The organism is Streptococcus sobrinus DSM 20742 = ATCC 33478 (assembly GCF_000686605.1).
In the GTDB taxonomy this organism is placed as follows: domain Bacteria; phylum Bacillota; class Bacilli; order Lactobacillales; family Streptococcaceae; genus Streptococcus; species Streptococcus sobrinus.
Window position 1 is genome coordinate 1 of sequence record NZ_JMLC01000025.1, and the last position, 24,619, is coordinate 24,619.

Below are 24,619 nucleotides of genomic sequence, written 5' to 3' on the forward strand. Positions count from 1 at the left end.
TCCATTCCGATTTATGCCATTATCATCACCGCCTTCCTCAAACCGTTTGAAAAGATGAACCATGAGGTGATGGAAGCCAATGCCATGGTCTCCTCTTCTATCATTGAAGATATTAACGGGATGGAAACCATCAAATCTTTGACCAGTGAATCCAGTCGTTACCAAAATATCGATGGTGAATTCGTTGATTATTTGGAGAAAAATTTCAAACTTCAAAAGATGAATGCCCTGCAGACCTCACTCAAGACTGGGGCGAAACTCATTCTCAATGTAGTCATCCTCTGGTATGGGGCACGCTTAGTTATGGATGGTAAGATTTCTGTTGGGCAATTGATTACCTTTAATGCTCTCTTGTCTTACTTCCAAAATCCGATTGAAAACATCATCAGCCTGCAAACTAAACTGCAATCAGCGCGTGTAGCCAACACCCGTCTTAATGAAGTCTATTTGGTAGAATCCGAGTTTGAAAACGATGGCGAACTCTCAGAAGATAGCTTCCTAGATGGGGATATCTCCTTTGAGAAACTGTCCTACAAGTATGGTTATGGTCGCGATACCCTTTCAGACATCAACCTGACCATTGCCAAAGGCTCTAAGGTCAGCTTGGTAGGACCATCAGGCTCTGGTAAGACAACCTTAGCTAAGATGATGGTCAATTTCTATGATCCTAACCGAGGGATTGCCCGTATCAACGGCTATGATCTCAAGGTCATTGATAAGACTGCCCTGCGGCAACATATTAGTTATTTACCCCAACAAGCCTATGTCTTTTCTGGCACCATCATGGATAACCTAACCCTAGGGGCTAAGGAAGGCACTACCCAGGAAGACATTATCCGAGCTTGTGAAATTGCAGAAATCCGCTCGGATATTGAGCAGATGCCTCTTGGTTACCAAACAGAACTCTCTGACGGTGCTGGGGTTTCAGGCGGTCAGAAGCAAAGGATTGCGTTGGCCCGTGCCCTTCTAACGCAAGCGCCGGTTTTAATTTTGGATGAGGCCACCAGCAGTTTGGATGTTCTGACCGAAAAGAAAATTGTCGATAATCTCATGGCCATGACCGATAAGACCATTGTCTTTGTGGCCCACCGCTTGAGCATTGCCCAGTCTTATGGACCGGACGAATACATGGAGCGGAACCGTTCACGAACCTATGCAGGGATTAAGCATATGGATGGGGAGTCTCCAGTCACTTATAAGGATAAATATTACGACCTCCTTCGGACTCCAACGGCTCCAAATAAACGCTATACAGTTCAAGATGTGATTGGTGAGCAGCGGAACCGTTTTGAAAATCTGCCTGAATTTCTCCCAGATGATACGGTAGAAGTTGGCAAGGACTACGATACCAATGTCTATAAGTATGCCTTGGGGAACGAAAATGTTATCGATGCCCATATCTACCAAATCAAGTCAGATTTGCCAAGTGAATTTGGTAGGGTGCTCTGGCTAGGTCTGGCTCAAAGTCGGAACACGCCTTATGTGCCATTCTATGGTAATGTCACAGATACTTACGAAGCTTTCAAGAATCGCTCTGAAAAATACGACGGTAAGTCTTGGTACTGGTCTGTCTGGCATATTGACCAAATGGTTATGAAATATCCAGACATCTTTGACAAGAGCATTCAGGATAAGTGGAAAGCCAAAGAAGAAGAGTGGGTCAAGGAAGAGAGCCAAGACTCCAACTGCCTGCAAGTCATTGCCAACCACGATACGGCAGTGGAGCCTGGTATCATTGAATTTTAAGTTTACACTCTTTTCTTAGGAAAGGAGCTTTTTTTGAAAATTCTTTAGCCTTTCACTAGATTTTCCCAGTTGAAAAGAGTAGAATAAGGGAGGAGATCAGAAAATGTCTACAATACAAACAATTTTTATCTATCTTATATTTGCTCTTATTGTGCTATCAGAAATATATATTAAACATCACACTAAAAAGAATAAGGCTGAACATTCAGCTGATGACGGAACACGCTATGTGATTATCGTCAGCGTCGTCTTGTCCTTGCTATCGGTTAATCTTGACAATCTAGCAGTTTTTCGTGTGAAACTACCAAGCATTTTTCTTTTTCTAGGTTTTGCTTTGGCTATCTTTGCCATAGCCTTGCGTCTGTACGCGGTCAACTACCTGGGCAAGGCTTTTACCTTAGCGGTGCAGACGACAGACCAGCAAAAGCTGGTAGATAGCGGACCTTATGCGATTGTGAGAAATCCTGCCTATACAGGCAGCATCTTGTCCCTGCTAGGTTTGTCTCTCATCACACTGAATCTCTACAGTTTTCTCTTGTCTCTCTTAGTTTTGGTTGTTGGCTACGTTATTCGCTTACGAGTTGAGGAGAAGGTCCTAGGAGAGCATTTCGGGCAAGCCTATCAAGATTATTGTAGCAAGGTTAAATATCGAATTTTCCCTTTTATTTGGTAGGACAATATCAGAATACGGCATCTTATGCGACGAATAGAAAAGAATGATTGAATGAGAGATTCGCTAGATATTCTAGCGGATTTTTTCGGCTCTTTGTCAACTGTAGTGGGTTGATAAAAAGTTACAACCTGGAGAGGACCAAATTGGTTCTCTCCTTTTTGATATTCAAAGCAATGAGAATTCTCGTTTTAAAATTTTCAAAGTTCCGGAAGCCAAAAGCATTTCGCTTAATGACTTTGATGAGGTTATTTGTGGCCTCAAGTTTTGCGTTTGAGTAGGGAAGTTCAAGTGCATTAATGATCTTATCCTGATCCCTCAAAAAGGTCCTAAAAATGGTCTGGAAGATAGGATTCACAGAAGAAATGGACTCTGTGATCAATTCAAAGAAATAGTCAGCGTGCTTCTCTTGAAAATGAAAGAGTAAAAGCTGATAGAGTTCATAGTGTTCTCTAAGATCTTGAGAGTAAGAGAGAAGTTTTTCAAGAATCTCTTTATTGGTTAAATGCGACCGAAATGTTGGACGATAAAATCGTTTACTGCTCAGCGTATAGTTATCCTGTTGAATGAGTTTCCAGTAACGTTTCAGTGCTTTATATTCGTGCGATCTCCTATCAAACTGATTCATAATTTTGATGCGTACGCGATTCATTGCTCGACTGAGATGCTGGACAATATGAAAGCGATCGAGAACGATTTTAGCATTTGGAAAAAATTTTCTAGCAATATCGTAGTAGGGACTAAACATGTCCATGGTAATGACTTTCACGCGACTTCTTACCTGTCTAGAATACCGAAGGAAATGATTGCGAATAGTTGCTGAGTCCGTCCATCTAAGATAGCTAGGATCTTTCTTGTATCGTAGTCCTGTGCAATAAAGCTCATCTTTCCTTTCTTGAAGCTATATTCATCCCAACTCAAGTGTTCTGGAAGGTGGTTAAGATTAGTCTTACGAATGAGAGTCTTGTAGCCAGCACATTCGAGGTAGGGGATTTTGGATTCTATTTGAAAGTCATATTTAGCCATTTGTCCTTGACAGTTGTGACATTTAGAGGCAGGATAATCGAGCTTAGCAATGACTTCTTTATGCGTTCCAGCATCAAGATAATCTAAGATAATAATATTTTTGTCATTCATTCCAAGTCTGTTTGTGATAACATTTAATTGTTCCATAAGATTCTTTCTAATGAGGGTTTGGTCACTTTTTCATTATAGGTCTTATGGGGCTTTTTTTCTACAACAAAATAGACTCCATAATTCCTACAGTGGTTTTACCCACTACAGAAATTATAGAGCCCGAAAACCACTAGCAATGTGAACGGCATCCCCAAAGTTAGACAAAAAGTCTAACGAATGGAGTGCAATTCATTCTCGCTGGTGGTTTTTGATTATATGATAGGCTTGCGGTTTATGTTAGTGACAAGATAGAAACCTCAGCTCTAGTTTTTTAGTACTGGGACGGGGAGCTGTTCACTAGACCTACGAGTAAACTTTAGTACTGAGGGATGACAGTCTAAAAAGTTATCTTTGCAAGATTTTTTATAAAAATGAAAATGGTATAATAGGAACTATGGAAAAACGTTACAATACGCTCAACAATTATTACCGCAAGATTTTTGGGCAAAAGATTTTTAAATTGCCCATTGATGCAGGCTTTGACTGTCCCAATCGAGATGGAACGGTAGCCCATGGAGGCTGTACCTTCTGCACAGTTTCGGGCTCAGGTGATGCCATTGTTGCGCCAGAGCTCCCCATTCGTGAGCAGTTCTATAAGGAGATTGATTTCATGCACCGCAAGTGGCCTGAGGTCAACAAGTATCTGGTTTATTTTCAAAATTTCACCAATACCCACGACAAGGTTGAGGTCATTCGGGAACGTTACGAGCAGGCTATCAATGAGCCTGGCGTAGTCGGTATCAATATTGGGACTAGGCCTGATTGCCTGCCTGATGAGACCCTTGCCTATTTGGCGGAACTCTCAGACCGTATGCATGTGACTCTGGAGCTGGGGCTACAGACTACCTATGAAGCAACTTCCAAGCTCATCAACCGGGCTCATAGTTACCAACTTTACATTGATATTGTCAAGCGGTTACGGGAATTAGCCCCCAAGGTGGAAATTGTTTCCCACCTGATTAACGGCCTGCCAGGGGAGACCCATGAGATGATGGTAGAGAATGTTCGTCGCTGTGTGACAGATAATGATATCAACGGGATCAAGCTTCACCTCCTCCATCTCATGACTAATACGCGAATGCAGCGGGACTACCATGAGGGTCGTCTGCAACTGCTCAGCCAAGAGGAGTATGTTTCCATCATCTGTGACCAGCTGGAGATTATCCCTAAAGACATGGTTATCCATCGGATTACGGGGGATGCTCCTCGGGACATGCTAATTGGTCCCATGTGGAGTCTCAACAAGTGGGAGGTTCTCAATGCCATTGATCAGGAAATGGAGCGTCGCGACAGCTGGCAAGGTTGTAAATTGGAGGTGGCCCAATGATAAAACGCCCCTTACAGGCTTCTCATGATTTTCTAGCAGAAGTGCTAGATAAAGACTCCTTGGCTCTTGATGCCACCATGGGTAAGGGCAACGATACGGCCTTTTTGGCCAAGCTAGCCAAGAAAGTCTACGCCTTTGATGTCCAGGAGCAAGCTCTGACCAAGACGAAAGAGAGATTGGAGAGGGAGGGCTTGATCAATGCCCAGCTGATTTTAGACGGGCATGAGCACCTGGACAAGTATGTGACGGAAGCTCTTAGGGCAGCGATTTTTAATCTGGGCTATTTGCCAACGGCTGATAAGTCCCTGATTACCCAGCCTAACACAACTCTGGAGGCCTTAAGAAAGGTCTTGGAGCTACTGGAGGTAGGCGGTCGTCTGTCGATTATGGTCTACTATGGCCATGAGGGTGGGGATCTGGAGAAGGATGCCGTTTTAGATTTTGTCAAAGCTCTGCCCCAAGAGACCTATGCGACCATGCTCTACCAGCCCCTCAATCAAATCCATAGGCCACCTTTTTTAATCATGGTGGAGAAACTTAGCTAAAAAGTGGGCTCGGCTCAATTCTCCAATTTTTTAGCCTTCCTTAGAAATTTGTAATGAGTCTGAAGCTTAGTTTTTGCTTCGGTTCGAACTGGATAATAGCCCTAAATGCTGTTTTAACCCGTCTAGCTCGCTTCGTTAAGTATTATAGAAAAATCGCCTGCTTCCAAAGTCTAACCGACAAGGAGACAGGCGATTTTGTTTTGCTTGTTTTTAAAGTTCTGGCTTGATAAAGAAGCGGTGGGCATCAATTGGAATGATGGAAACCTTGTTGTCAAAGAATTCGGTCAGGGTCGGCACCGTGATGATGTCTTCCTTCTTCCCCTGGGCAATGATTCGTCCCTGTTTGAGGAGCAGGACGTGATCCATTTTCTGGGTGATTTCCTCAGCATGGTGGGTCACGTAAAGAACATGAGGGGCGTGGGGCAATTCGGTGATACGATCCACCTGCTTCAACAATTTTTCCCTGGCAAAGAGGTCCAGACCGACAGTTGCCTCGTCAAGAATGATAATATCGGGCTCTTCCATCAAGCAGCGGGCAATCATAATCAGCTGACGTTCCCCTTGTGAGAGGGTGTAGAGCCTGCGACCAATCAAGGCCTGACCCCCAAGGCTGGTCAGCATGTCACGGGCCTCGGTCAGCTCCTTGCTGCCATAATCCTTATAAAGAATGGAAGACTTATACTTACCAGTCAAGACGGCCTGCTCGGCAAAGAGGTGGAGCGATAGGCGGTCCGTGATAAAGCCTGAGACAATGCCAATACGCTTGCGGAGCTTGGTAATGTCGCCTTGACCAAACTGGGTTCCTAAAATGTTAATCTCCCCTTGGCTGGGGTAAAGTTCAGCCATAATCAATTTTAAAAGGGTCGTTTTCCCAGCTCCATTCAAGCCTAGAATGGCCCAGGTCTGCCCCTTCTCAACGATCCAGTTAATATCTTTGAGCAGGTCCTTGCCTTGCTTGCGTAGGTTGACATTTTTCATAGAAATAATAGCCATCAGTTTCCCCTTTCGCTCGTGAAAAATTAGCTTCATTATAGCAGACTTGGCCTGAAAAATTAAGGGCTGGAGTGACTTTTTAACACGCTTTTTGAAAATATGCTATAATGAAGGCAATCCACATTTTTAGGAGAAAGAATTTAATGGAAGACCCGAGCAGTCAGAATTTGCTTTTTCAAATGCTTTTACTAGTCGTCCTTACTTGCTTGAATGCCTTTTTTGCGGCATCCGAAATGTCCATGGTCTCCCTCAATCGGGCACGGGTGGAACAAAAGGCAGAAGAGGGCGATAAAAAATATATCCGTCTGGTCAAGGTACTGGACAAACCCAATAACTTTCTATCGACCATTCAGGTTGGCATTACCTTCATCTCCCTCTTACAAGGGGCTAGTCTTTCAGCTTCCCTGGGGAAGGTGATTGCTTCTTGGTTTGGTAATTCGGCTACCGCTCAAACCGCTGGTAGCATCATTTCCCTGATCTTTCTGACCTATATTGCCATCGTTCTCGGTGAGCTCTATCCCAAGCGGATTGCCATGAACCTAAAGGATAATTTCGCCATTTATTCGGCTCCGGTCATTGTTGGCCTGGGCAAGGTTGTCAGTCCTTTTGTCTGGTTCCTGTCGGCTTCGACCAATCTCCTCAGTCGGATGACGCCCATGACCTTTGACGATGCTGATGAGAAGATGACCCGAGATGAAATTGAATATATGTTGACCAACAGCGAGGAAACCCTGGAGCAAGATGAAATCGAAATGCTTCAAGGGGTCTTCTCCCTGGACGAATTGATGGCTCGTGAAGTCATGGTTCACCGGACCGATGCCTTTATGGTTGACATCAATGATGATCCCCAAGAAATTATCAAGGAGATTCTCAAGAAGAATTTTTCAAGAATTCCCGTCTATGATGATGACAAGGATAAGGTGCTTGGTCTAATTCATACCAAGAAGCTGCTGGAAGTTGGCTTTAATAATGGTTTTGAGAATATCAGTCTTCGTCGCATTTTACAAGAGCCCCTCTTTGTTCCGGAAACCATTTTTGTTGATGATTTGCTCAAGGAGCTGCGGCGGACGCAAAATCAGATGGCCATTCTCTTAGATGAATATGGTGGGGTCTCCGGTCTCGTTACCCTAGAAGACCTGCTGGAAGAAATCGTCGGAGAAATTGATGATGAAACCGACCAGGCGGAAGTTGAAGTGCGGGAAATTGACAAGGACACCTATATCGTCTTAGGTACCATGACCCTCAATGATTTTAACGAGCACTTTGAAACTGAATTGGAAAGCGACGATGTTGATACCATCGCTGGCTACTATTTGACCGGTGTTGGGAATATCCCATCTCAGGAAGAAAAAGAAAGCTTTGAAGTAGATAGTGGCAAGCACCACCTAGAGATCATCAATGACAAGGTCAAGGAAGGCCGAGTTATCAAGGTCAAGGTCATCCTCAGTCCCCTTGAAGAAGTTGAAGAAGAAAAAGAATAAGTGAAGATTCGTGACCCAAGGTTGCGGATTTTTTTGCTAGCGACTTTGCAGGCTGTGCTGGTTATCTGGTTTATGGCCTCTAGGCAAGCTGTCTGCCTGCCTGCCAATAATGAATTGAAATTTTGCCCTAACTTACAATAAAAAGGGGAGAGGGACAACACTGTTGTATCAGTTGAGTTAATAAGAGAGGGTAGCCAGCGTAGCGGCTGGCCCAGCCGGACAAGTTCTTCAGAGCTTAGACCAGCTCCCCTCTTAAACAAAAAATAAAAAGAAAGATGAAAGACATTTTCAGAGTTTTTGTGCTTGAATTAGACCATCAAATCCGATAAAATAGAAAAGTTAAAAAGGAGCCAGCGACATAATTTTTTGGCTGGACCTCCTTGTATTTTGTTAATTGCGATGTTTCTGTAGGTCGGTCGATACTACCGACCTACAGAAACTAGTAAGTGAGCTAGAGATTTTCCTAGAAAATCTCGTAGTTGAACAAGCATTTTAATGCTTAGTGAAACTGCTCAATTGAACACGCCTACACTTCTGTGAAAATAGAGAAAGCTTCCTAGGTGTTTTCTCACCTTCGTCAGCTTCCCTAATTTTCTTTGAAGTGCTTGACGGCTTAGTATCTTGTTAATTAAACACGGGCTAAAAGCCTAGTGAAAAAGATGAAGTCTCCCAGATGCTTAGGTGCGTCTGTGTCGCCTTCTCTATTTTCATACGGTTTTTTTACGCCCTTTGTGACACGGAGATAAAGTAGCCGATAAAGCTACTTTATCAAAGTTAGTCAGAGATATAGAAAACCAAATTGGTAGTTTTCGTAGTCACTCTAAATAGAAATGATAGAGTGACTTTATCTGTGGTATCTTGAGTTAGGAGCATAATGTTGATAGTTTTAGCGGGCACAATTGGTGCTGGTAAGAGTTCTTTGGCAGCTGCCCTGGGTGAGCACTTGGGAACGGAAGTTTTCTATGAAGCGGTTGATAATAATCCAGTTTTGGACCTCTATTACAAGGACCCCAAAAAATACGCTTTTTTACTGCAAATTTTCTTTTTGAATAAACGCTTCCAGTCTATCAAGGAAGCCTATAAGGCGGATAACAATATCTTGGACCGCTCAATTTTTGAGGATGAACTTTTCTTGACCCTCAATTATAAGAATGGCAATGTCACCAAGACCGAGCTGGATATTTATAAGGAGCTCCTGGGCAACATGCTGGAAGAGTTGGAGGGTATGCCCAAGAAAAAGCCCGATTTGCTGATTTATATTGACGTTTCCTTTGACAAGATGTTGGAGCGGATTGGCAAAAGGGGTCGGAGCTTTGAGCAAATTGCTGATAATCCTGAACTCTATGAATACTACCAACAGGTTCATGGAGAATATCCTGACTGGTATGCAAACTACGATGTGTCACCTAAAATTCGTGTTGACGGAAACAAGCTGGACTTCGTCAAAAATTCAGACGACTTGCAAACCGTCTTTGATATGGTCGACTGTGAATTGAAAAAATTAGACCTGCTTTAAGAAGTAAACTCAAGCACCGCAATCTGATTGATTGGGGTGCTTTTGCATGCAACAATCTGGATTTTTATGGTCAAAAAAGCTATAATAAGGTAGCCGTAAAAACGGTTACAGAAACTGAGTAAGTGAGGTTGAATCTTCAACCTTTTCAAATAGAAAAGAGTTTATGATGACAGAAGAAATAGATTACCGGCAAGTGACCGGCATGATTCATTCGACAGAGAGCTTCGGGACTGTTGATGGTCCTGGTGTTCGCTTTGTTGTCTTTATGCAGGGCTGCAAGATGCGCTGTCAATATTGTCACAATCCCGATACTTGGGAGATGGAGACCAATCAATCAACTGAGCGAACAGTAGATGATGTTTTAAACGAGGCTCTGCGTTTCAAGGGTTACTGGGGGGACAATGGTGGCATTACCGTTTCTGGTGGTGAAGCCATGCTGCAAATAGATTTCGTGACCGCTCTCTTCACCGAAGCGCAAAAATTAGGCATTCACTGTACTTTAGATACCTGTGGCTTTGCCTATCGCCCAACGCCTGAATACCACAAAATTGTGGATAAACTCTTGGCTGTAACAGATTTGGTACTCTTGGACCTCAAGGAAATCAACCCTGAGCAACACAAGATTGTTACCCGTCAGCCCAATAAAAATATTCTTCTTTTTGCAAAATATCTGTCCGATAAGCAGGTACCAGTTTGGATTCGTCATGTCTTGGTACCTGGTCTGACCGACTTTGACCAGGATTTGATTGAACTAGGAAAATTTGTTGAAACTTTGGATAATGTGGACAAATTTGAAATCCTGCCCTACCATACTTTGGGTGAGTTTAAATGGAGGGAGCTGGGCATTCCTTACACCTTGGAAGGGGTTAAACCACCCACCAAGGAAAGAGTAAAAAATGCTAAGAAACTCATGCACACCGAGACCTATCAGGATTATCTCAAACGAACCAAGCGAGTTCAGGCTTAAAGGAGTCTAATAAATAGAAGAAATAAGGAATGCTGGGACTCAAGTTCCAGCATTTTTGATATAATAATAAGGTCTGTGTAGACAGGCAAAGCAAGATTTCCTGAAGGTTGATTAGACTGACCGTTGGGGGAAAATTACATGTATGAAAGGCTAATGATTGATGATGCAAGCTTTAGAAGACAAATTAGCGGCAGATTTTGGGATTGTTTTTAAGGACAAGTCCCTCCTAGAAACTGCCTTTACCCACACCTCTTATGCCAATGAGCACCGCCTCCTAAACATTTCACATAATGAACGTCTGGAGTTTTTAGGAGACGCCGTTCTGCAACTTTTGATTTCTCGTTATCTCTTTGCGAAATTTCCAAAGAAGCCAGAAGGCGACCTGTCCAAGATGCGGTCCATGATTGTGCGTGAGGAAAGCTTGGCTGGGTTTTCCAAGGATTGTGGTTTTGAGGCCTTTGTCAAATTAGGCAAGGGCGAAGAAAAATCAGGTGGTCGTGAGCGTGAGACCATTTTGGGGGACCTCTTTGAAGCCTTTTTGGGAGCCTTGGATTTGGACCAAGGGATTGAAGTGGTGGAAAAATTCCTCAATCAGGTCATGATTCCTAAGGTGGAAGTTGGTGATTACGAACGGGTTAAGGACTACAAGACCGCCCTGCAAGAAAAGCTGCAGGTCAAGGGTTCTGTCCAAATTAGCTACCGCGTGGTTAAGGAAGAAGGACCAGCCCATGATAAGCGGTTTGAGGTTATCGTCTCTGCCGATGGTCAGGACCTGAGTCAAGGTCAAGGAAAATCCAAAAAACTAGCCGAACAGGCTGCTGCTAAGGCAGCCCTTGACCAGCTAGGATGAGGTTACTATGTTTCTAAAAGAGATTGAAATGCAGGGCTTTAAGTCTTTTGCGGACAAGACCCGAATTGAATTCGACCGCGGGGTGACAGCTGTTGTCGGCCCCAACGGTTCTGGAAAATCGAATATTACTGAGAGTTTACGCTGGGCTTTGGGAGAATCCTCAGCAAAGAGTTTGCGAGGGGGCAAGATGCCCGATGTCATTTTTGCCGGAACCCAGGACCGCAGTCCCTTAAATTTTGCCCAGGTAACGGTGGTTTTGGACAACTCTGACAATTTTATCAAGGATAGCGGTCAGGAAATTCGGGTGGAACGCCACATCTACCGCAATGGGGATAGTGACTACCTGATTGATGGCAAGAAGGTCCGCCTGCGGGACATCCACGACCTCTTTATGGATACTGGTCTGGGGCGGGATTCCTTCTCCATTATTTCCCAAGGTCGGGTTGAGGCCATCTTTAATAGCCGTCCCGAAGAGAGACGGGCAATTTTTGAGGAAGCCGCAGGGGTTCTCAAGTATAAGACCCGCAAGAAGGAAACCCAGGGCAAATTGGACAAGACCCAGGATAATCTGGACCGGCTAGAAGACATTATCTACGAGCTGGAAGGGCAGATTAAACCTCTGGAAAAGCAAGCGACCACAGCCAAGCAGTTCTTGGTTTTAGACCAGGAGCGTAAATCACTCAATCTCAATATTCTGGTCCAAGATATCAAGGCCTATCGGGCTGATTTGGATAAAAGTAATGAGCAAATCCAGCTGACCAAGAATGATTTGAAGGACTACTATGCCCAACGCAATCGCTTGGAAAGTGACAATCAAAGGCTGAAAGAGCATCGGCAAAACCTATCGCAAACCATGGATAGGCAGCAAGACGACCTCTTAGAAGTGACCCGCTTGATTGCCGACTACCAGCGACAAATTGAGGTTATCTCCCTGGAATCCAGCCAGAAGGCTGAGAAAAAGGCTGATGCCCAAGGCCGACTGGCGGACTTGGAAAATCAGAAGCAGGACCTAGAAGCAAGTCTGGCCCAGAAGCAGGAGCAGCAAGCCCAGCTGGCCGATAAATTAGCCAATTTGAGACAAGAAATCGCTGATCTGGAGAAAGAACAGTCCCGCTTTTCCACCAATCCTGACCAGATTATCGAGAGCCTGCGGGAGGAATTCGTTGGCCTCATGCAAAAGGAAGCCGACCTTTCCAACCGCCTGACCGCCCTCCAGGCCGATATTGAGCAAGAAAAATCAGCTCAGGAAGAGCAGTCAGCCGAGCGGCAACAAGTTGAAGAGGATTTGGCCCAGGCCAAGGAAGTCGCCCAAGCAGCTCTGGCAGAATTTCAGGCTGCTCAAGCTCAGGTCAAGGCTCTGCTAGAAGACTATCAGGCTCAGTCCCAAGAGCTCAATCAGACTGAAAGCAATTACCGCCAGGAGCAGAGCCAGATGTTTGCTCTCCTGGATCAGATTAAGGAAAAGGAGGCCCGCCAGCGTAGTCTGGAAGCCATTCAGAAAAACCACTCTAATTTCTACGCAGGGGTCAAGGCAGTCCTCCAGGAAGCTGACCGTTTGGGTGGGATTATTGGTGCGGTTTCTGAACACCTGACCTTTGAGCAGGACTATCAGACCGCTCTGGAGATTGCCTTGGGCGGCAGTAGCCAAAATATTATCGTTGAAGATGAGGCTGCTGCAAAGCGAGGCATTGCCTTTCTGAGACAAAACCGTTCTGGACGGGCAACCTTCCTGCCTTTGACCACCATTAAACCGCGACAGGTGGCAGCCCACAATTTGGCCAAGATTGAGGCAGCACCTGGCTTTCTAGGTCTAGCCAGTGACTTAGTGACCTATGATGCTAAGCTGGCCAATATTTTTCAAAATCTGCTGGGAGTGACCGCCATCTTTGATGACATTGACCATGCCAATCAGGCAGCCCGTGATGTTCGCTATCAGGTTCGCATGGTGACCTTGGATGGAACCGAATTGCGTCCAGGAGGTTCTTTCTCAGGCGGTGCCAATCGCAACCGCAATACGACCTTTATCAAGCCAGAAATGGACAGCCTGACTGCTGAAATTTCCGACTTGAAGGAAAAACTCAACCAGCAAGAAAGTGTGGTGGCCAAACTCAAGACGGCTAGGACCCAGGCCCAAGAAGAATTAACCAACCTTAAGGAAGCTGGTGAAAATGCCCGCTTGGCTGAGCAAAAGGCCGACCTGGCCTACCAAAACCAAGCCGACCGTCTGGCTGACCTCAATCAAATCAAGGCTGGCTTCTCGGCCCATGCCCAAGGCAAGACGGATGCTGACCTCTTGGCAGAAAAAGTTAAGGTCGAGTCTGGCCTTACCCAAATCCAGGAGCAAAAGGCCCATGTCCAGGAACAGTTGGATCAAATCAAGGACGATAAGGACACCATCACAGCCCAGGTAACCAAGCTCAATGAAGAGCTGGCTCAAGCCCGCCTGAGCGAGCGGGAACTGTCCGGTGAGGAACGTTTCGCCAAGAATGAAAGCAACCGGCTCGAGCTAGAGCTGGCTGACTTGGAGCGAAATATTTCCAACCTGACACAAGTCCTATCCAGTCAGGTCAGCGACCTATCCCAAGAGGAATTGCCTAAGCTGGCAAAACAATTGGAAAAAGCCGAAAGCAAGAAGTCTGACTTGGAAACCAGCCTGATTCGTCTACGTTTTGAAGTAGAGGACTGCGATGGCCAATTAGAGGACATCGAAGAACAGGTTCAGGCTGCTGGCAAACGCAATGAAGAATTGATCCGTCGCCAGGCCCAACTGGAGGCTGAAATTGATAACCTGTCCGACAAGTTGCGTGGCTTCGCTCGCCAGTTGACCGAGGACTATCAAATGAGCTTTGACCAGGCTAAGGAGCAGGCTCAGGCTTTAGAAGACTTACCAGCTGCCCGACAAGACTTGACCCAACTCAATCGGCAAATCAAGGCTCTGGGGCCAATCAACCTGGATGCCATCGACCAGTACGATGAGGTCAACCAGCGGCTGGAATTTCTCAATAGCCAACGCTCCGACCTAGTGGAGGCCAAGAACCTCTTGCTTGGCACCATCAACGATATGGACGATGAGGTCAAATCTCGCTTCAAGACAACCTTCGAGGCCATTCGCGAAAGCTTCAAAGAGACCTTTGTGCAGATGTTTGGCGGTGGTTCAGCCGACCTGATTCTGACCGAGGGCGACCTCCTGACAGCAGGGGTGGAAATTTCTGTCCAACCGCCTGGCAAGAAGATTCAGTCCCTCAACCTCATGTCTGGTGGGGAAAAGGCCCTCTCAGCCCTGGCTCTTCTCTTCTCCATTATTCGGGTTAAGACCATCCCCTTTGTCATCCTGGACGAAGTGGAAGCAGCCCTGGATGAGGCCAATGTTAAACGCTTTGGCGACTACCTCAATCGCTTCGATAAGGCCAGCCAATTTATCGTCGTCACCCACCGTAAGGGGACCATGGCTGCCGCCGACTCCATCTATGGGGTCACCATGCAGGAATCCGGTGTCTCCAAAATCGTCTCCGTCAAGCTCAAGGATGCCCAGGAGCTGGTGGGCTAGGAGAATATTATTTCAAAAATAAAAATGCCAACCCAGGCATTTTTATTATATAGTTTACCTATATAGTCTAACTGTATATAATAAAACTATAAAGTCCAACTGTATAATAGAAAGGAAAAGTCATGAAGCGAAATAAACATTTGCCTCTGACAGAGACGACCTACTACATTCTGTTAGCTCTCTTGGAACCAGGTCATGGTTATGTCATCATGCAAAGGGTGGAGGACCTGAGCGATGGTGATGTTAGAATTGCTGCTGGGACCATGTATGGAGCTATTGAAAATCTACTCAAACTCAAGTGGATTAAGTCCATACCCAGTAATGATAAACGTCGAAAGGTCTATGCCCTAACGGATAAGGGCCAAGAAATTTTACAATTAGAGACTGGACGATTGCGAAAACTGGAACACTTAGCCCAAGAACTGGGGATCTAACCCGAGGAGGTAAGGTCATGAGAAAATGGAAATTATTTTTCGGCGATATTGAAAAACAAGAAAACTGGATTAATGGTATCCAGCTGGAAGGCTATCAATTAAGAGAAGCTGGAAAGTACTTCCCAGTCTATCATTTTGCGGAAAGCCCTGTGGAACCGGCACCAATTCGGGTTGATTTTATAAACCATCAGTCTCGCGGAGAATTTTCCAATTACCTAGCTCTATTTGAGGATAGTGGCTGGCAGCATTTATCAGGTAGCCGTTTGAGTGGCTTCCAGTACTTTCGAAGGTTGGATTCAGAAGGCGAGGATGATATTTTTTCCGACCAAGATTCAAAAAAGATAAGAAAAAGACGCTATTTTAATTATAGTCTGACTTATGGTTCGCTTTTCCTAGTATATTTGCTAGCTATTTGGGGGAACCCTAATAATCAAGATATTTGGGTCTTTAGGGTAGGCATTTGGCAGAAAAATAACATTATAGTGGACTTCATAATTGCTTTTCTCTTATTATTTTATCTGCTGCCAAGTCTGCTCTTGCTGGTATCTGCCCTATATTATTTAATTTCAAGCATCAAACTTTCTAAGGAGTTATAGGTGAAAAAGGAGGCTGGGGCAAAAGACCCTAGCCTCGCTATTTTTTAGGCCAAACTCTTTAATGCAGTGGTTGATTTGTGATGAGGCAAAGTCATCTAGTCGCTAAAGCAACTGATGACTAACGGTAGGCACTAAGATGCTTGCCAAAACCCCTCACTAACTACGCTAAAACTATAATAACGATAGTTTTAGCTCCGCGTCGTGTCTGTCTTTTTTTCTGAATGACGGGAAGTGCTAGGTCCAACAGTCTGGGAGACTGTTGGAGAAAATCAATCACCTGTGCAGGGGTGTGACAACGGAAACTTCAAAAACATAAAAGTTCCACTCCCTTATTCTTCAATTTCCGAACGGACTTCCTTAATTTTCTATATTTTCTTTAGTTTTAAGTGTAAAAGTGGTATCATAGACTGGAATTAGCTAGTGTAAGGCGAACTAAGCCCAGTACTAGTATCCTGTCAAATTGGAGGGATAGGCGTGACCATTAAAAAACTTGAGGTTGGTAGTGACCAGACAATCATTACCGAAGAAGTCCAGATTTTAACAGATATTCTTGAAGACACAACTCGGCAGATGATCGGGGATGAGGCCTTTGCCAAGATTCAGGCCCTGATTGACCTGGCTAGTAAGGAAGATTATGGGGAATTAGAAAAGCTCATTCACAGTATTTCTAATGATGATATGGTCGTCATTTCCCGTTATTTCTCAATCCTTCCGCTCTTGATTAATATTTCCGAAGACGTGGATCTGGCTTACATGGTCAATAAGGAAAATAATACCGATCAGGATTATTTAGGTAAAATTTCTACGACCATTGACCTAGTAGCTGAGAAAGACAATGCCCAGGACATCCTGCAGCAGGTTAATGTGGTACCGGTTCTGACAGCCCATCCAACGCAGGTGCAACGCAAAACCATGTTGGAACTCAATACCAAGATTCATGAGCTCCTGCGTAAGCACCGGGATGTCAAGCTGGATCTAATTAATAAGGATAAGTGGCAAGCCGACCTGCGTCGTTACATCGAAATTATGATGCAGACCGACATTATCCGTGAGCAAAAACTCAAGGTTACTAATGAAATCACCAATGTCATGGAGTACTACAATAGCTCCATGATTAAAGCCATTACCAATCTGTCGACCGAGTATCAACGCTTGGCGGCTGAGCGAGGCATCAAGCTGGAAAATCCTAGGCCCATTACCATGGGCATGTGGATTGGTGGGGATCGTGACGGTAACCCTTATGTGACGGCCGAGACCCTGCGGATTTCGGCGACTGTTCAGAGCGAGGTCATTCTCAATTATTATATTGAAAAACTCAACGACCTCTATCGTTCTTTCTCCCTGTCCACCAACCTGGTCAAGGTGTCACGGGCAGTAGAAGCCCTAGCTCAAGCTTCCAGTGACAAATCTGTTTACCGAGAAAATGAGCCTTACCGTAAGGCCTTCAACTATATCCAATCTAAGGTCATTCAGACCCTCTTAAACCTTCGCCTTCATGGCAGTCAAGACTTCGAATCCAAGGCAGCCAAGTTCACCAGTCCAAGCAGCAGTATCGTTGCCAATTATGTGCAAAATCAGGTTTCGCATGCGGTTTCTGAACTTGAAGAAGAAAGACCTAGTCACTATCAAACAGCTGAGGAATTAAAGGCTGACCTCCTAGCCATCAAGGAGTCCCTAGAGGCAAATGGCGAAGCAGCCCTTTTGACCGGTGACTTTGAAGAACTTCTCCAAGCTGTCGAAGTTTTCGGCTTCTATCTAGCCAGCATCGACATGCGGCAGGATTCCAGCGTTCAGGAAGCCTGTGTGGCTGAATTGCTTAAGTCGGCTAATATTGTGGACGACTACTCTAGCCTCTCCGAAGAGGACAAGTGTCAGGTCTTGCTTAAGGAATTGTTGGAAGACCCTCGCAACCTTTCATCAACCCATGCTCCTAAATCAGAACTCCTGCAAAAGGAATTGACCATCTATCAAACCGCTCGGGAAATGAAGGACCTGCTGGGTGAAGATGTTATCAAGCAACATATTATTTCCCACACCGAGTCGGTTTCGGATATGTTTGAATTGGCCATCATGCTTAAGGAAGTCGGCCTGATTGATAAGGACTCGGCTCGGGTGCAAATTGTTCCCCTCTTCGAGACCATCGAGGATTTGGACAATTCAACCGGTATTATGGAAGACTACCTGGGCAACGATATCGTCAAAAAATGGGTGGCTTCCAAAAATAATTACCAAGAAATCATGCTGGGTTACTCCGATTCTAACAAGGACGGAGGCTACCTAGCTTCTGGTTGGACCCTCTACAAGGCCCAAAATGCCCTGACCAAACTGGGTCAAGACCACGGTATCAAGATTACCTTCTTCCACGGGCGTGGGGGGACGGTTGGCCGTGGTGGTGGTCCATCTTACGAAGCCATCACTTCTCAACCTTTTGGCTCCATCAAGGACCGCATTCGCTTGACCGAGCAAGGTGAAGTCATTGGCTTTAAGTACGGCAACAAGGATGCGGCCTACTATAACCTGGAAATGCTGGTATCAGCAGCTGTCAACCGCATGGTTACCCGTCAGTTAGCGGATCCTAATGAAATTGAAGGCTTCCGGGCCGATATGGATGGCATCGTAGCTGATTCCAATGTCATCTACCGTGACCTAGTCTTTGGCAATCCGCATTTCTACGATTATTTCTTTGAGGCTAGTCCGATTAAGGAAGTTTCCAGTCTTAATCTAGGTTCCCGACCAGCTGCCCGTAAGACCATCACAGAAATTTCTGGTCTGCGTGCCATTCCATGGGTCTTCTCTTGGTCACAAAATCGGATTATGTTCCCAGGTTGGTATGGGGTTGGTTCGGCCTTCAAGCATTTCATTGATGCAGCACCAGACAATCTTGCCAAGCTGCAACACATGTATAAGACCTGGCCTTTCTTCAACTCCCTCCTGTCCAATGTGGACATGGTTCTGTCCAAGTCCAATATGAATATTGCCTTCCAATACGCCCAATTAGCAGAAGAGGCAGAAGTGCGGGATGTCTTCAATGTCATCTTGGATGAATGGCAGTTGACTAAGGAAGTTATCTTGGCTATTGAAGAACAAAAGGATTTCTTGGCAGAAAGTCCAGCCCTCAAGTCCAGCTTGGATTACCGCCTGCCTTACTTCAATGTCCTTAACTATATCCAAATTGAATTGATCAAACGCCTGCGTCATGGAGGTCTAGACGAAGATACCGTCAAACTGATTCACATCACCATCAACGGTATTGCCACAGGTCTGCGCAACTCAGGATGATGTCTAATATTCGAAAGTCCAACCCTAGGTGTGGACTTTTTTTTCTGTTTAAATGAGCGTCACTTTTTAGCTAGATTCCAGAAAACCAGCAGAAGCGATTTACAAGTTCTTGTCTTTAATTTTGCCCTTAAACATGGTATACTTTTAAGCATATGATTTGTTAAGTATTGGAGAATTCATGAAGATAGACAAAAAGCACTTGTTGAATTATTCCATATTAATTCCTTATCTTGTGCTATCCGTGATTGGCTTGATTGTGGTTTATTCCACGACCAGTGTCTCCTTGATAAAGCTTGGTTTGAATCCTTTCAAGTCAGTCATTAACCAAGGAGCTTTCTGGCTGGTCAGCCTAGTGGCCATCACCTTTATATATCGATTAAAACTAAACTTTTTGAAAAATAAGCATGTCCTGACAGCCGCCCTCATGGTCGAAGTAGTCCTGCTCATTTTTGCCAAGTTTTTCTCGGAAGAAATTAATGGAGCCAATGGCTGGATTTCTTTGGGCCCTATTACTTTCCAACCGGCTGAGTATCTCAAGTTGATTATGGTTTGGTTACTGGCATTTACCTTTTCGAGGCGGCAGTCAGATATTGAACACTATGACTACCAGGCTTTAACGAAACGGCGTTGGTTCCCTCGAAGCCTAGATGACCTCAAGGACTGGCGGGTTTATTCTCTTGTGATGATTGGTTTGGTCGTTATCCAGCCTGACTTGGGGAATGCCTCAATTATTGTCTTATCAGGCCTAGTTATGTTTTCTGTCAGCGGTATTGGTTATCGTTGGTATGCCTCGCTGATGGGCATTGTCGTTTCTGTATCTGGAGTCTTCCTTGGAATCATCGGCCTTGTCGGTGTTAAGACCATGTCTAAAGTCCCAATCTTTGGTTATGTTGCTAAGCGTTTTGCCGCCTTCTATAATCCTTTTAAGGATTTGGCTGATTCTGGTTTACAGCTAGCTCATTCCTATTATGCCATGTCAAATGGTGGCTGGTTTGGCCGCGGTTTAGGAAATTCCATTGAAAAAAATGGTTACTTACCTGAAGCGACAACAGATTTTGTCTTTTCAATTGTCATTGAAGAGCTCGGCTTTATCGGGGCTGGTTTAATTTTGGCTCTCGTATTTTTCCTAATTTTGCGGATTATGCTGGTTGGTATTAAGGCCAAGAATTCCTTTAACTCAATGATGGCCTTGGGTATCGGTGGCATGTTGCTGATGCAGGTTTTCGTTAATATCGGCGGAATCTCAGGTTTGATTCCTTCAACGGGGGTTACCTTCCCCTTCCTATCCCAAGGCGGGAATAGCCTCTTGCTTTTATCTGTAGCCGTTGGTATCGTCCTTAATATTGATGCCAATGAAAAACGTGAGGAAATCTATCAAGAGGCAACCGAGGAAATTCATCGTGCTGAAACCCAAGAATTTAAAGTCATTAGCTAAAGTCGAACAAGTGTTCGGCTTTTTTCATGTCTCTTTTCTGCCAGCCTATCAGTGGTCAATTTGGGATAGCCGATATTAAAGGTTGTCAATCGCCAGAGAAGTAGTGGCAATGCTGAGTTTTCTGGCAGTCAAGAGCGATTTTGTTTTAACTTCCTTCTCGGTCTTCCTTTCGAGTGATAAAGTGGTCAAATCAGCGTCACTAGTAAGGAAAAGGGCAGAAAAGAAATTAGTTAAATCTATGTAAAAAGCTTGCATTTCTAGAACAATTTGTTAGAATAGTAGGGTAAAGTTAGACTGTATTGCCTACCGTCTATCTATAAAATATATTTTATTGGAGGCTTTTCCTAAATGGCAAAAGAAAAATACGATCGTAGTAAACCACACGTTAACATTGGTACTATCGGACACGTTGACCATGGTAAAACTACTTTGACAGCAGCTATCACTACTGTATTGGCACGTCGCTTGCCTTCAGCAGTTAACCAACCAAAAGATTATTCATCTATTGATGCTGCTCCAGAAGAACGCGAACGCGGTATCACTATCAACACTGCACACGTTGAGTATGAAACTGAAAAACGTCACTATGCTCACATCGACGCACCAGGACACGCGGACTATGTTAAAAACATGATCACCGGTGCCGCTCAAATGGACGGAGCTATTCTTGTAGTAGCTTCTACTGACGGACCAATGCCACAAACTCGTGAACACATCTTGCTTTCACGCCAAGTTGGTGTTAAGAACCTCATCGTCTTCATGAACAAGGTTGACTTGGTTGATGATGAAGAATTGCTTGAATTGGTTGAAATGGAAATCCGTGATCTTCTTTCAGAATACGATTTCCCAGGTGACGACATTCCTGTTGTTCAAGGTTCAGCTCTTAAGGCTCTTGAAGGTGATACAGCTGCCGAAGACAAGATTATGGAATTGATGGACATCGTTGATGATTACATTCCAGAACCAAAACGCGATACTGATAAGCCATTGCTTCTCCCAGTCGAAGACGTATTCTCAATCACTGGTCGTGGTACTGTTGCTTCAGGACGTATTGACCGTGGTACTGTTAAGGTTAACGACGAAGTTGAAATCGTTGGTATCCGTGACGATATCCAAAAAGCAGTTGTTACTGGAGTTGAAATGTTCCGTAAGCAATTGGACGAAGGTCTTGCTGGAGATAACGTTGGTGTGCTTCTTCGTGGTATCCAACGTGATGAAATTGAACGTGGTCAAGTATTGGCTGCACCTGGTTCAATCCACCCACACACTAAGTTCAAGGGTGAAGTTTACATCCTTTCTAAAGATGAAGGTGGACGTCACACTCCATTCTTCAACAACTACCGTCCACAGTTCTACTTCCGTACAACTGACGTAACTGGTTCAATCGAATTGCCAGCAGGTACTGAAATGGTTATGCCTGGTGATAACGTTACTATCGACGTTGAATTGATCCACCCAATCGCTGTTGAACAAGGTACTACTTTCTCTATCCGTGAAGGTGGACGTACTGTTGGTTCAGGTATCGTTTCAGAAATCGAAGCTTAAGAGATTTAAGTTCCCAGAAAAACGATTAAAAGTCAGACAAATGAAAAGAGGCTGGTAATTTCTACCAGCTTCTTTTTTGTATGATTTTTGGGTAGAAAAGTGATTTGCGATGCGACAAAGTCATCTTGCTACTAAAGTAGTTAATGACAAACAGCAAGCATCATCATGCTAGTCTAGCCTCCTCACTAGCTACGATAAAAACTATTATAACCATAGTTTTATCTCTGCGTCGCAGTCCTTTCTAGACAAGTGATAGGTCAACAGTCTGGAAGACAGTTGAAAATGTCAAGTCGACTTTGTGAGGGCTGAAAAGAAATAGACTGGGGATAGACTATTTCTTCCTGAACCTGGAGATTAAAGAGCGAAGTAAATCAATGGCTTGGCCATAGCGATTTTTGTTCACCTCCCTTTTCTATGCTATAATAGATTAAATATTTTTTAGGAGAATTCAGTTGATATGAAAACACCCTTTGTCAGTAAAGAACAATTAGACCAGATTACAAAAGAATTTCCAACCCCCTTTCATCTCTATGATGAAAAAGGAATTCGCGAAACTGCCCGAGCTGTTAATGAGGCATTTGCCTGGAATTCTGGGTTCAAGGAATACTTTGCCGTTAAAGCCACGCCAAATCCTTCCATCTTGAAAATTCTTCAAGAGGAAGGCTGTGGCGTTGATTGTGCCACCGATGTTGAAGTCATGATGGCTAAGAAATTGGACTTTAAGGATATCAGCTTCACTTCCAACGACACCCGAGCAGAAGAATTTATCTATGCCCGAGAAGTTGGAGCTGTGATTAACTTGGATGCCTACGAACACATTGCCTTTTTGGAAGAAGTAGCGGGTCTGCCTGAGACCGTATCCCTTCGTTACAATCCTGGCGGTGTCTTCGCCTTGGGGACTGATATTATGGATCATCCGGAGGAGTCCAAATTTGGGATGACCAAGGCCCAATTATTGCAAGGCTACAAGGACCTCAAGGCCAAGGGTGTTAAAAACTTCGGTCTCCATGCCTTTCTGGCCTCTAACACGGTTACCAATGATTATTACCCAACCTTGGCTGGACAGCTCTTTGAATTGGCCTTGGAAATCAAGGAAGAAACTGGTGTAGAACTCAGCTTTATCAATTTATCTGGCGGGGTTGGTATTGACTACAGCCCTGCTGACAAGCAGAATGATATTGCTGTCATCGGTCAAGGGGTTCACGAAAAATTTGACCAAATCCTCGTGCCAAATGGCTTGGGTCAGATTAAAATTTTCACCGAGCTGGGTCGCTTTATGCTGGCTTCTCACGGTCATCTGGTGACCAAGGTCCTCCACCTCAAGGACACCTATCGCCACTATGTCGGGGTTGATGCTTCAGCTGTCAATCTCCTGCGGCCGGCCATGTATGATGCCTACCACCACATTACCAACGTCAGCAACCCTGAGGGACCGCTTCAGGTGGTCGATGTAACCGGCTCCCTCTGTGAGAATAATGATAAATTTGCCAAAAACCGAGAATTGCCTGAAGCCAGAGTCGGCGATACCCTAGTCATTCACGATACTGGGGCTCACGGCTTCTCCATGGGCTATCAATACAATGCCCGCCTGCGCTCCGCGGAAATTCTCCTGCAAGAAGACGGCAGTGCCAAACTCATCCGCAGAGCCGAAAAACCAGAAGACTATTTCGCCACCCTTTATGGATTTGGCTTAGAAGGATAATAGGAATACACCAGTGCACTTGTGACAGTAGTCTCAGGTGCTTTTTGTAATTTATGGATTGCGTCAAACATTGGTTCCAATTCTAACTGGTTCATAAGGCAGGTAACCAAATCACCGAAAGTGATTGGTGTTTTTAACAAGTGCCTGTGGCACTTAGATAACTTTCTGAGGTTGCGACGCTAAGTTTAGTTAGTCGATAATACTAACTAAACTTAGCTAGTGAGAGACATAGAGAATTACCCTAGCAATTCTCGTAGCAGGGCTAAATAATAGATGATAGCCCTGCTTTGTCAATTGTTTTTACCGTCCTTTTTTGCTATAATCAATTATGTAAAAAATTACTAGGAGTTATTAAGACATGGCACTTTGGTTAGCTATTATTTTGATTGCTGTTGCCCTGATGGGTGGCGTTCTTTTGGGGGCTTACATTGCCCGTCGGCAGTTTACAAAGGAAATTGCGGAATATCCTCGTTTGACTCCTGATGCGATTCGGGAAATGATGTCTTCTATGGGCCAAAAGCCTAATGAGGCAAAGGTTCAACAAACCTATCGCAATATCATCAAGCAATCAAAAGCACAAGCAAACAAGAAAAAATAAACAAAGAGAAGAGGAAGCTGGGACAGAAGTCCTCAGCTTCGTATTTTTGTCGTTTGAAGACTGAGATAGAAGTCTTCAACTGTGAGAATGGGAGTAATACTCTGCGAAAATTTCAAAATATAAGAGATCAAGCAAGTCTACGATTTTGTGCCTCTTTAGAGGCCTAGTCTTTGTTCTATCCTATTTTTGATTTTCGTTGAGTATAGGAGGCT

17 protein-coding genes and 2 pseudogenes are annotated in these 24,619 nt (G+C 44.5%); 17 read left to right on the forward strand and 2 right to left on the reverse strand.

Annotated features, from left to right (window positions below; translation table 11 throughout):
* From BS63_RS1000000112305 to BS63_RS0108225, 3 genes and pseudogenes are all read left to right on the forward strand, one after another.
* Nucleotides 1-1,107, forward strand: a pseudogene (locus BS63_RS1000000112305) (peptide cleavage/export ABC transporter); the annotation flags it as partial.
* 21 nt (nucleotides 1,108-1,128) lie between these two features.
* Nucleotides 1,129-1,746 (forward strand): C69 family dipeptidase, encoded by a 618-nt coding sequence (locus BS63_RS1000000112310; RefSeq protein ID WP_231910502.1) that lies wholly within the window; start codon nucleotides 1,129-1,131, stop codon nucleotides 1,744-1,746.
* Nucleotides 1,747-1,849: 103 nt separating this feature from the next.
* A complete protein-coding gene (locus tag BS63_RS0108225; RefSeq protein ID WP_002962889.1) occupies nucleotides 1,850-2,419 on the forward strand; it encodes a methyltransferase family protein in 570 nt (189 codons plus the stop codon).
* Nucleotides 2,420-2,540: 121 nt separating this feature from the next.
* Here the strand turns inward: BS63_RS0108225 and BS63_RS1000000111410 are convergent.
* Nucleotides 2,541-3,589 (reverse strand): annotated as a pseudogene (locus BS63_RS1000000111410) (ISL3 family transposase).
* Between the two features lie 397 nt (nucleotides 3,590-3,986).
* Between BS63_RS1000000111410 and mnmL the strand changes: the two are divergent.
* Nucleotides 3,987-4,919, forward strand: a complete 933-nt coding sequence (gene mnmL / locus BS63_RS0108235; protein WP_002963375.1) for a tRNA modification radical SAM protein MnmL/YtqA — start codon at nucleotides 3,987-3,989, stop codon at nucleotides 4,917-4,919.
* Entirely contained in the window at nucleotides 4,916-5,464 is a 549-nt protein-coding gene (mnmM, locus tag BS63_RS0108240; protein ID WP_019775884.1) for a tRNA 5-(aminomethyl)-2-thiouridylate-methyltransferase MnmM, read from the forward strand. Before mnmL ends, mnmM begins: the two co-directional genes overlap by 4 nt.
* A gap of 210 nt (nucleotides 5,465-5,674) precedes the next feature.
* On the opposite strand, the gene BS63_RS0108245 is transcribed toward mnmM, so the two are convergent.
* Complete coding sequence (locus BS63_RS0108245) at nucleotides 5,675-6,457, reverse strand: ABC transporter ATP-binding protein (protein WP_002963373.1); 783 nt, start codon at nucleotides 6,455-6,457, stop codon at nucleotides 5,675-5,677.
* A gap of 143 nt (nucleotides 6,458-6,600) precedes the next feature.
* Here BS63_RS0108245 and BS63_RS0108250 point away from each other — a divergent pair, with 143 nt between their 5' ends.
* The 12 genes from BS63_RS0108250 to BS63_RS0108310 all read left to right on the forward strand — a co-directional run bounded on the left by BS63_RS0108250 (nucleotide 6,601) and on the right by BS63_RS0108310 (nucleotide 24,407).
* Nucleotides 6,601-7,938 (forward strand): hemolysin family protein, encoded by a 1,338-nt coding sequence (locus BS63_RS0108250; RefSeq protein ID WP_002963372.1) that lies wholly within the window; start codon nucleotides 6,601-6,603, stop codon nucleotides 7,936-7,938.
* A gap of 874 nt (nucleotides 7,939-8,812) precedes the next feature.
* Nucleotides 8,813-9,454 (forward strand): deoxynucleoside kinase, encoded by a 642-nt coding sequence (locus tag BS63_RS0108260; RefSeq protein ID WP_002961233.1) that lies wholly within the window; start codon nucleotides 8,813-8,815, stop codon nucleotides 9,452-9,454.
* Nucleotides 9,455-9,617: 163 nt separating this feature from the next.
* Nucleotides 9,618-10,421: a pyruvate formate-lyase-activating protein gene (pflA, locus tag BS63_RS0108265; protein WP_002961236.1), complete on the forward strand. Its 804-nt coding sequence runs from the start codon at nucleotides 9,618-9,620 to the stop codon at nucleotides 10,419-10,421.
* Nucleotides 10,422-10,581: 160 nt separating this feature from the next.
* Complete coding sequence (gene rnc / locus BS63_RS0108270) at nucleotides 10,582-11,271, forward strand: ribonuclease III (protein WP_019769592.1); 690 nt, start codon at nucleotides 10,582-10,584, stop codon at nucleotides 11,269-11,271.
* Nucleotides 11,272-11,278: 7 nt separating this feature from the next.
* Entirely contained in the window at nucleotides 11,279-14,818 is a 3,540-nt protein-coding gene (gene smc, locus BS63_RS0108275) for a chromosome segregation protein SMC (RefSeq protein ID WP_002961239.1), read from the forward strand.
* Nucleotides 14,819-14,940: 122 nt separating this feature from the next.
* Nucleotides 14,941-15,252 carry a PadR family transcriptional regulator gene (locus tag BS63_RS0108280; RefSeq protein ID WP_002961241.1) on the forward strand — a complete coding sequence of 104 codons (312 nt, stop codon included), beginning with the start codon at nucleotides 14,941-14,943 and terminating at the stop codon, nucleotides 15,250-15,252.
* Between the two features lie 17 nt (nucleotides 15,253-15,269).
* Nucleotides 15,270-15,848 (forward strand): DUF2812 domain-containing protein, encoded by a 579-nt coding sequence (locus BS63_RS0108285; protein ID WP_002961244.1) that lies wholly within the window; start codon nucleotides 15,270-15,272, stop codon nucleotides 15,846-15,848.
* 474 nt (nucleotides 15,849-16,322) lie between these two features.
* The gene (gene ppc / locus BS63_RS0108290) at nucleotides 16,323-19,127 is read left to right on the forward strand and encodes a phosphoenolpyruvate carboxylase (protein ID WP_028798538.1); all 2,805 of its coding nucleotides are present in this window, start codon (nucleotides 16,323-16,325) and stop codon (nucleotides 19,125-19,127) included.
* Nucleotides 19,128-19,305: 178 nt separating this feature from the next.
* The gene (ftsW, locus tag BS63_RS0108295) at nucleotides 19,306-20,562 is read left to right on the forward strand and encodes a cell division peptidoglycan polymerase FtsW (RefSeq protein ID WP_002963312.1); all 1,257 of its coding nucleotides are present in this window, start codon (nucleotides 19,306-19,308) and stop codon (nucleotides 20,560-20,562) included.
* A gap of 348 nt (nucleotides 20,563-20,910) precedes the next feature.
* Nucleotides 20,911-22,107 (forward strand): elongation factor Tu, encoded by a 1,197-nt coding sequence (tuf, locus tag BS63_RS0108300; protein WP_019769452.1) that lies wholly within the window; start codon nucleotides 20,911-20,913, stop codon nucleotides 22,105-22,107.
* Nucleotides 22,108-22,564: 457 nt separating this feature from the next.
* On the forward strand, nucleotides 22,565-23,809 hold the full coding sequence (locus BS63_RS0108305) for a diaminopimelate decarboxylase (RefSeq protein WP_002963291.1): 1,245 nt from the start codon (nucleotides 22,565-22,567) through the stop codon (nucleotides 23,807-23,809).
* Nucleotides 23,810-24,167: 358 nt separating this feature from the next.
* A complete protein-coding gene (locus tag BS63_RS0108310; RefSeq protein ID WP_002963290.1) occupies nucleotides 24,168-24,407 on the forward strand; it encodes a YneF family protein in 240 nt (79 codons plus the stop codon).
* The last annotated feature ends 212 nt before the right edge of the window (nucleotides 24,408-24,619 follow it).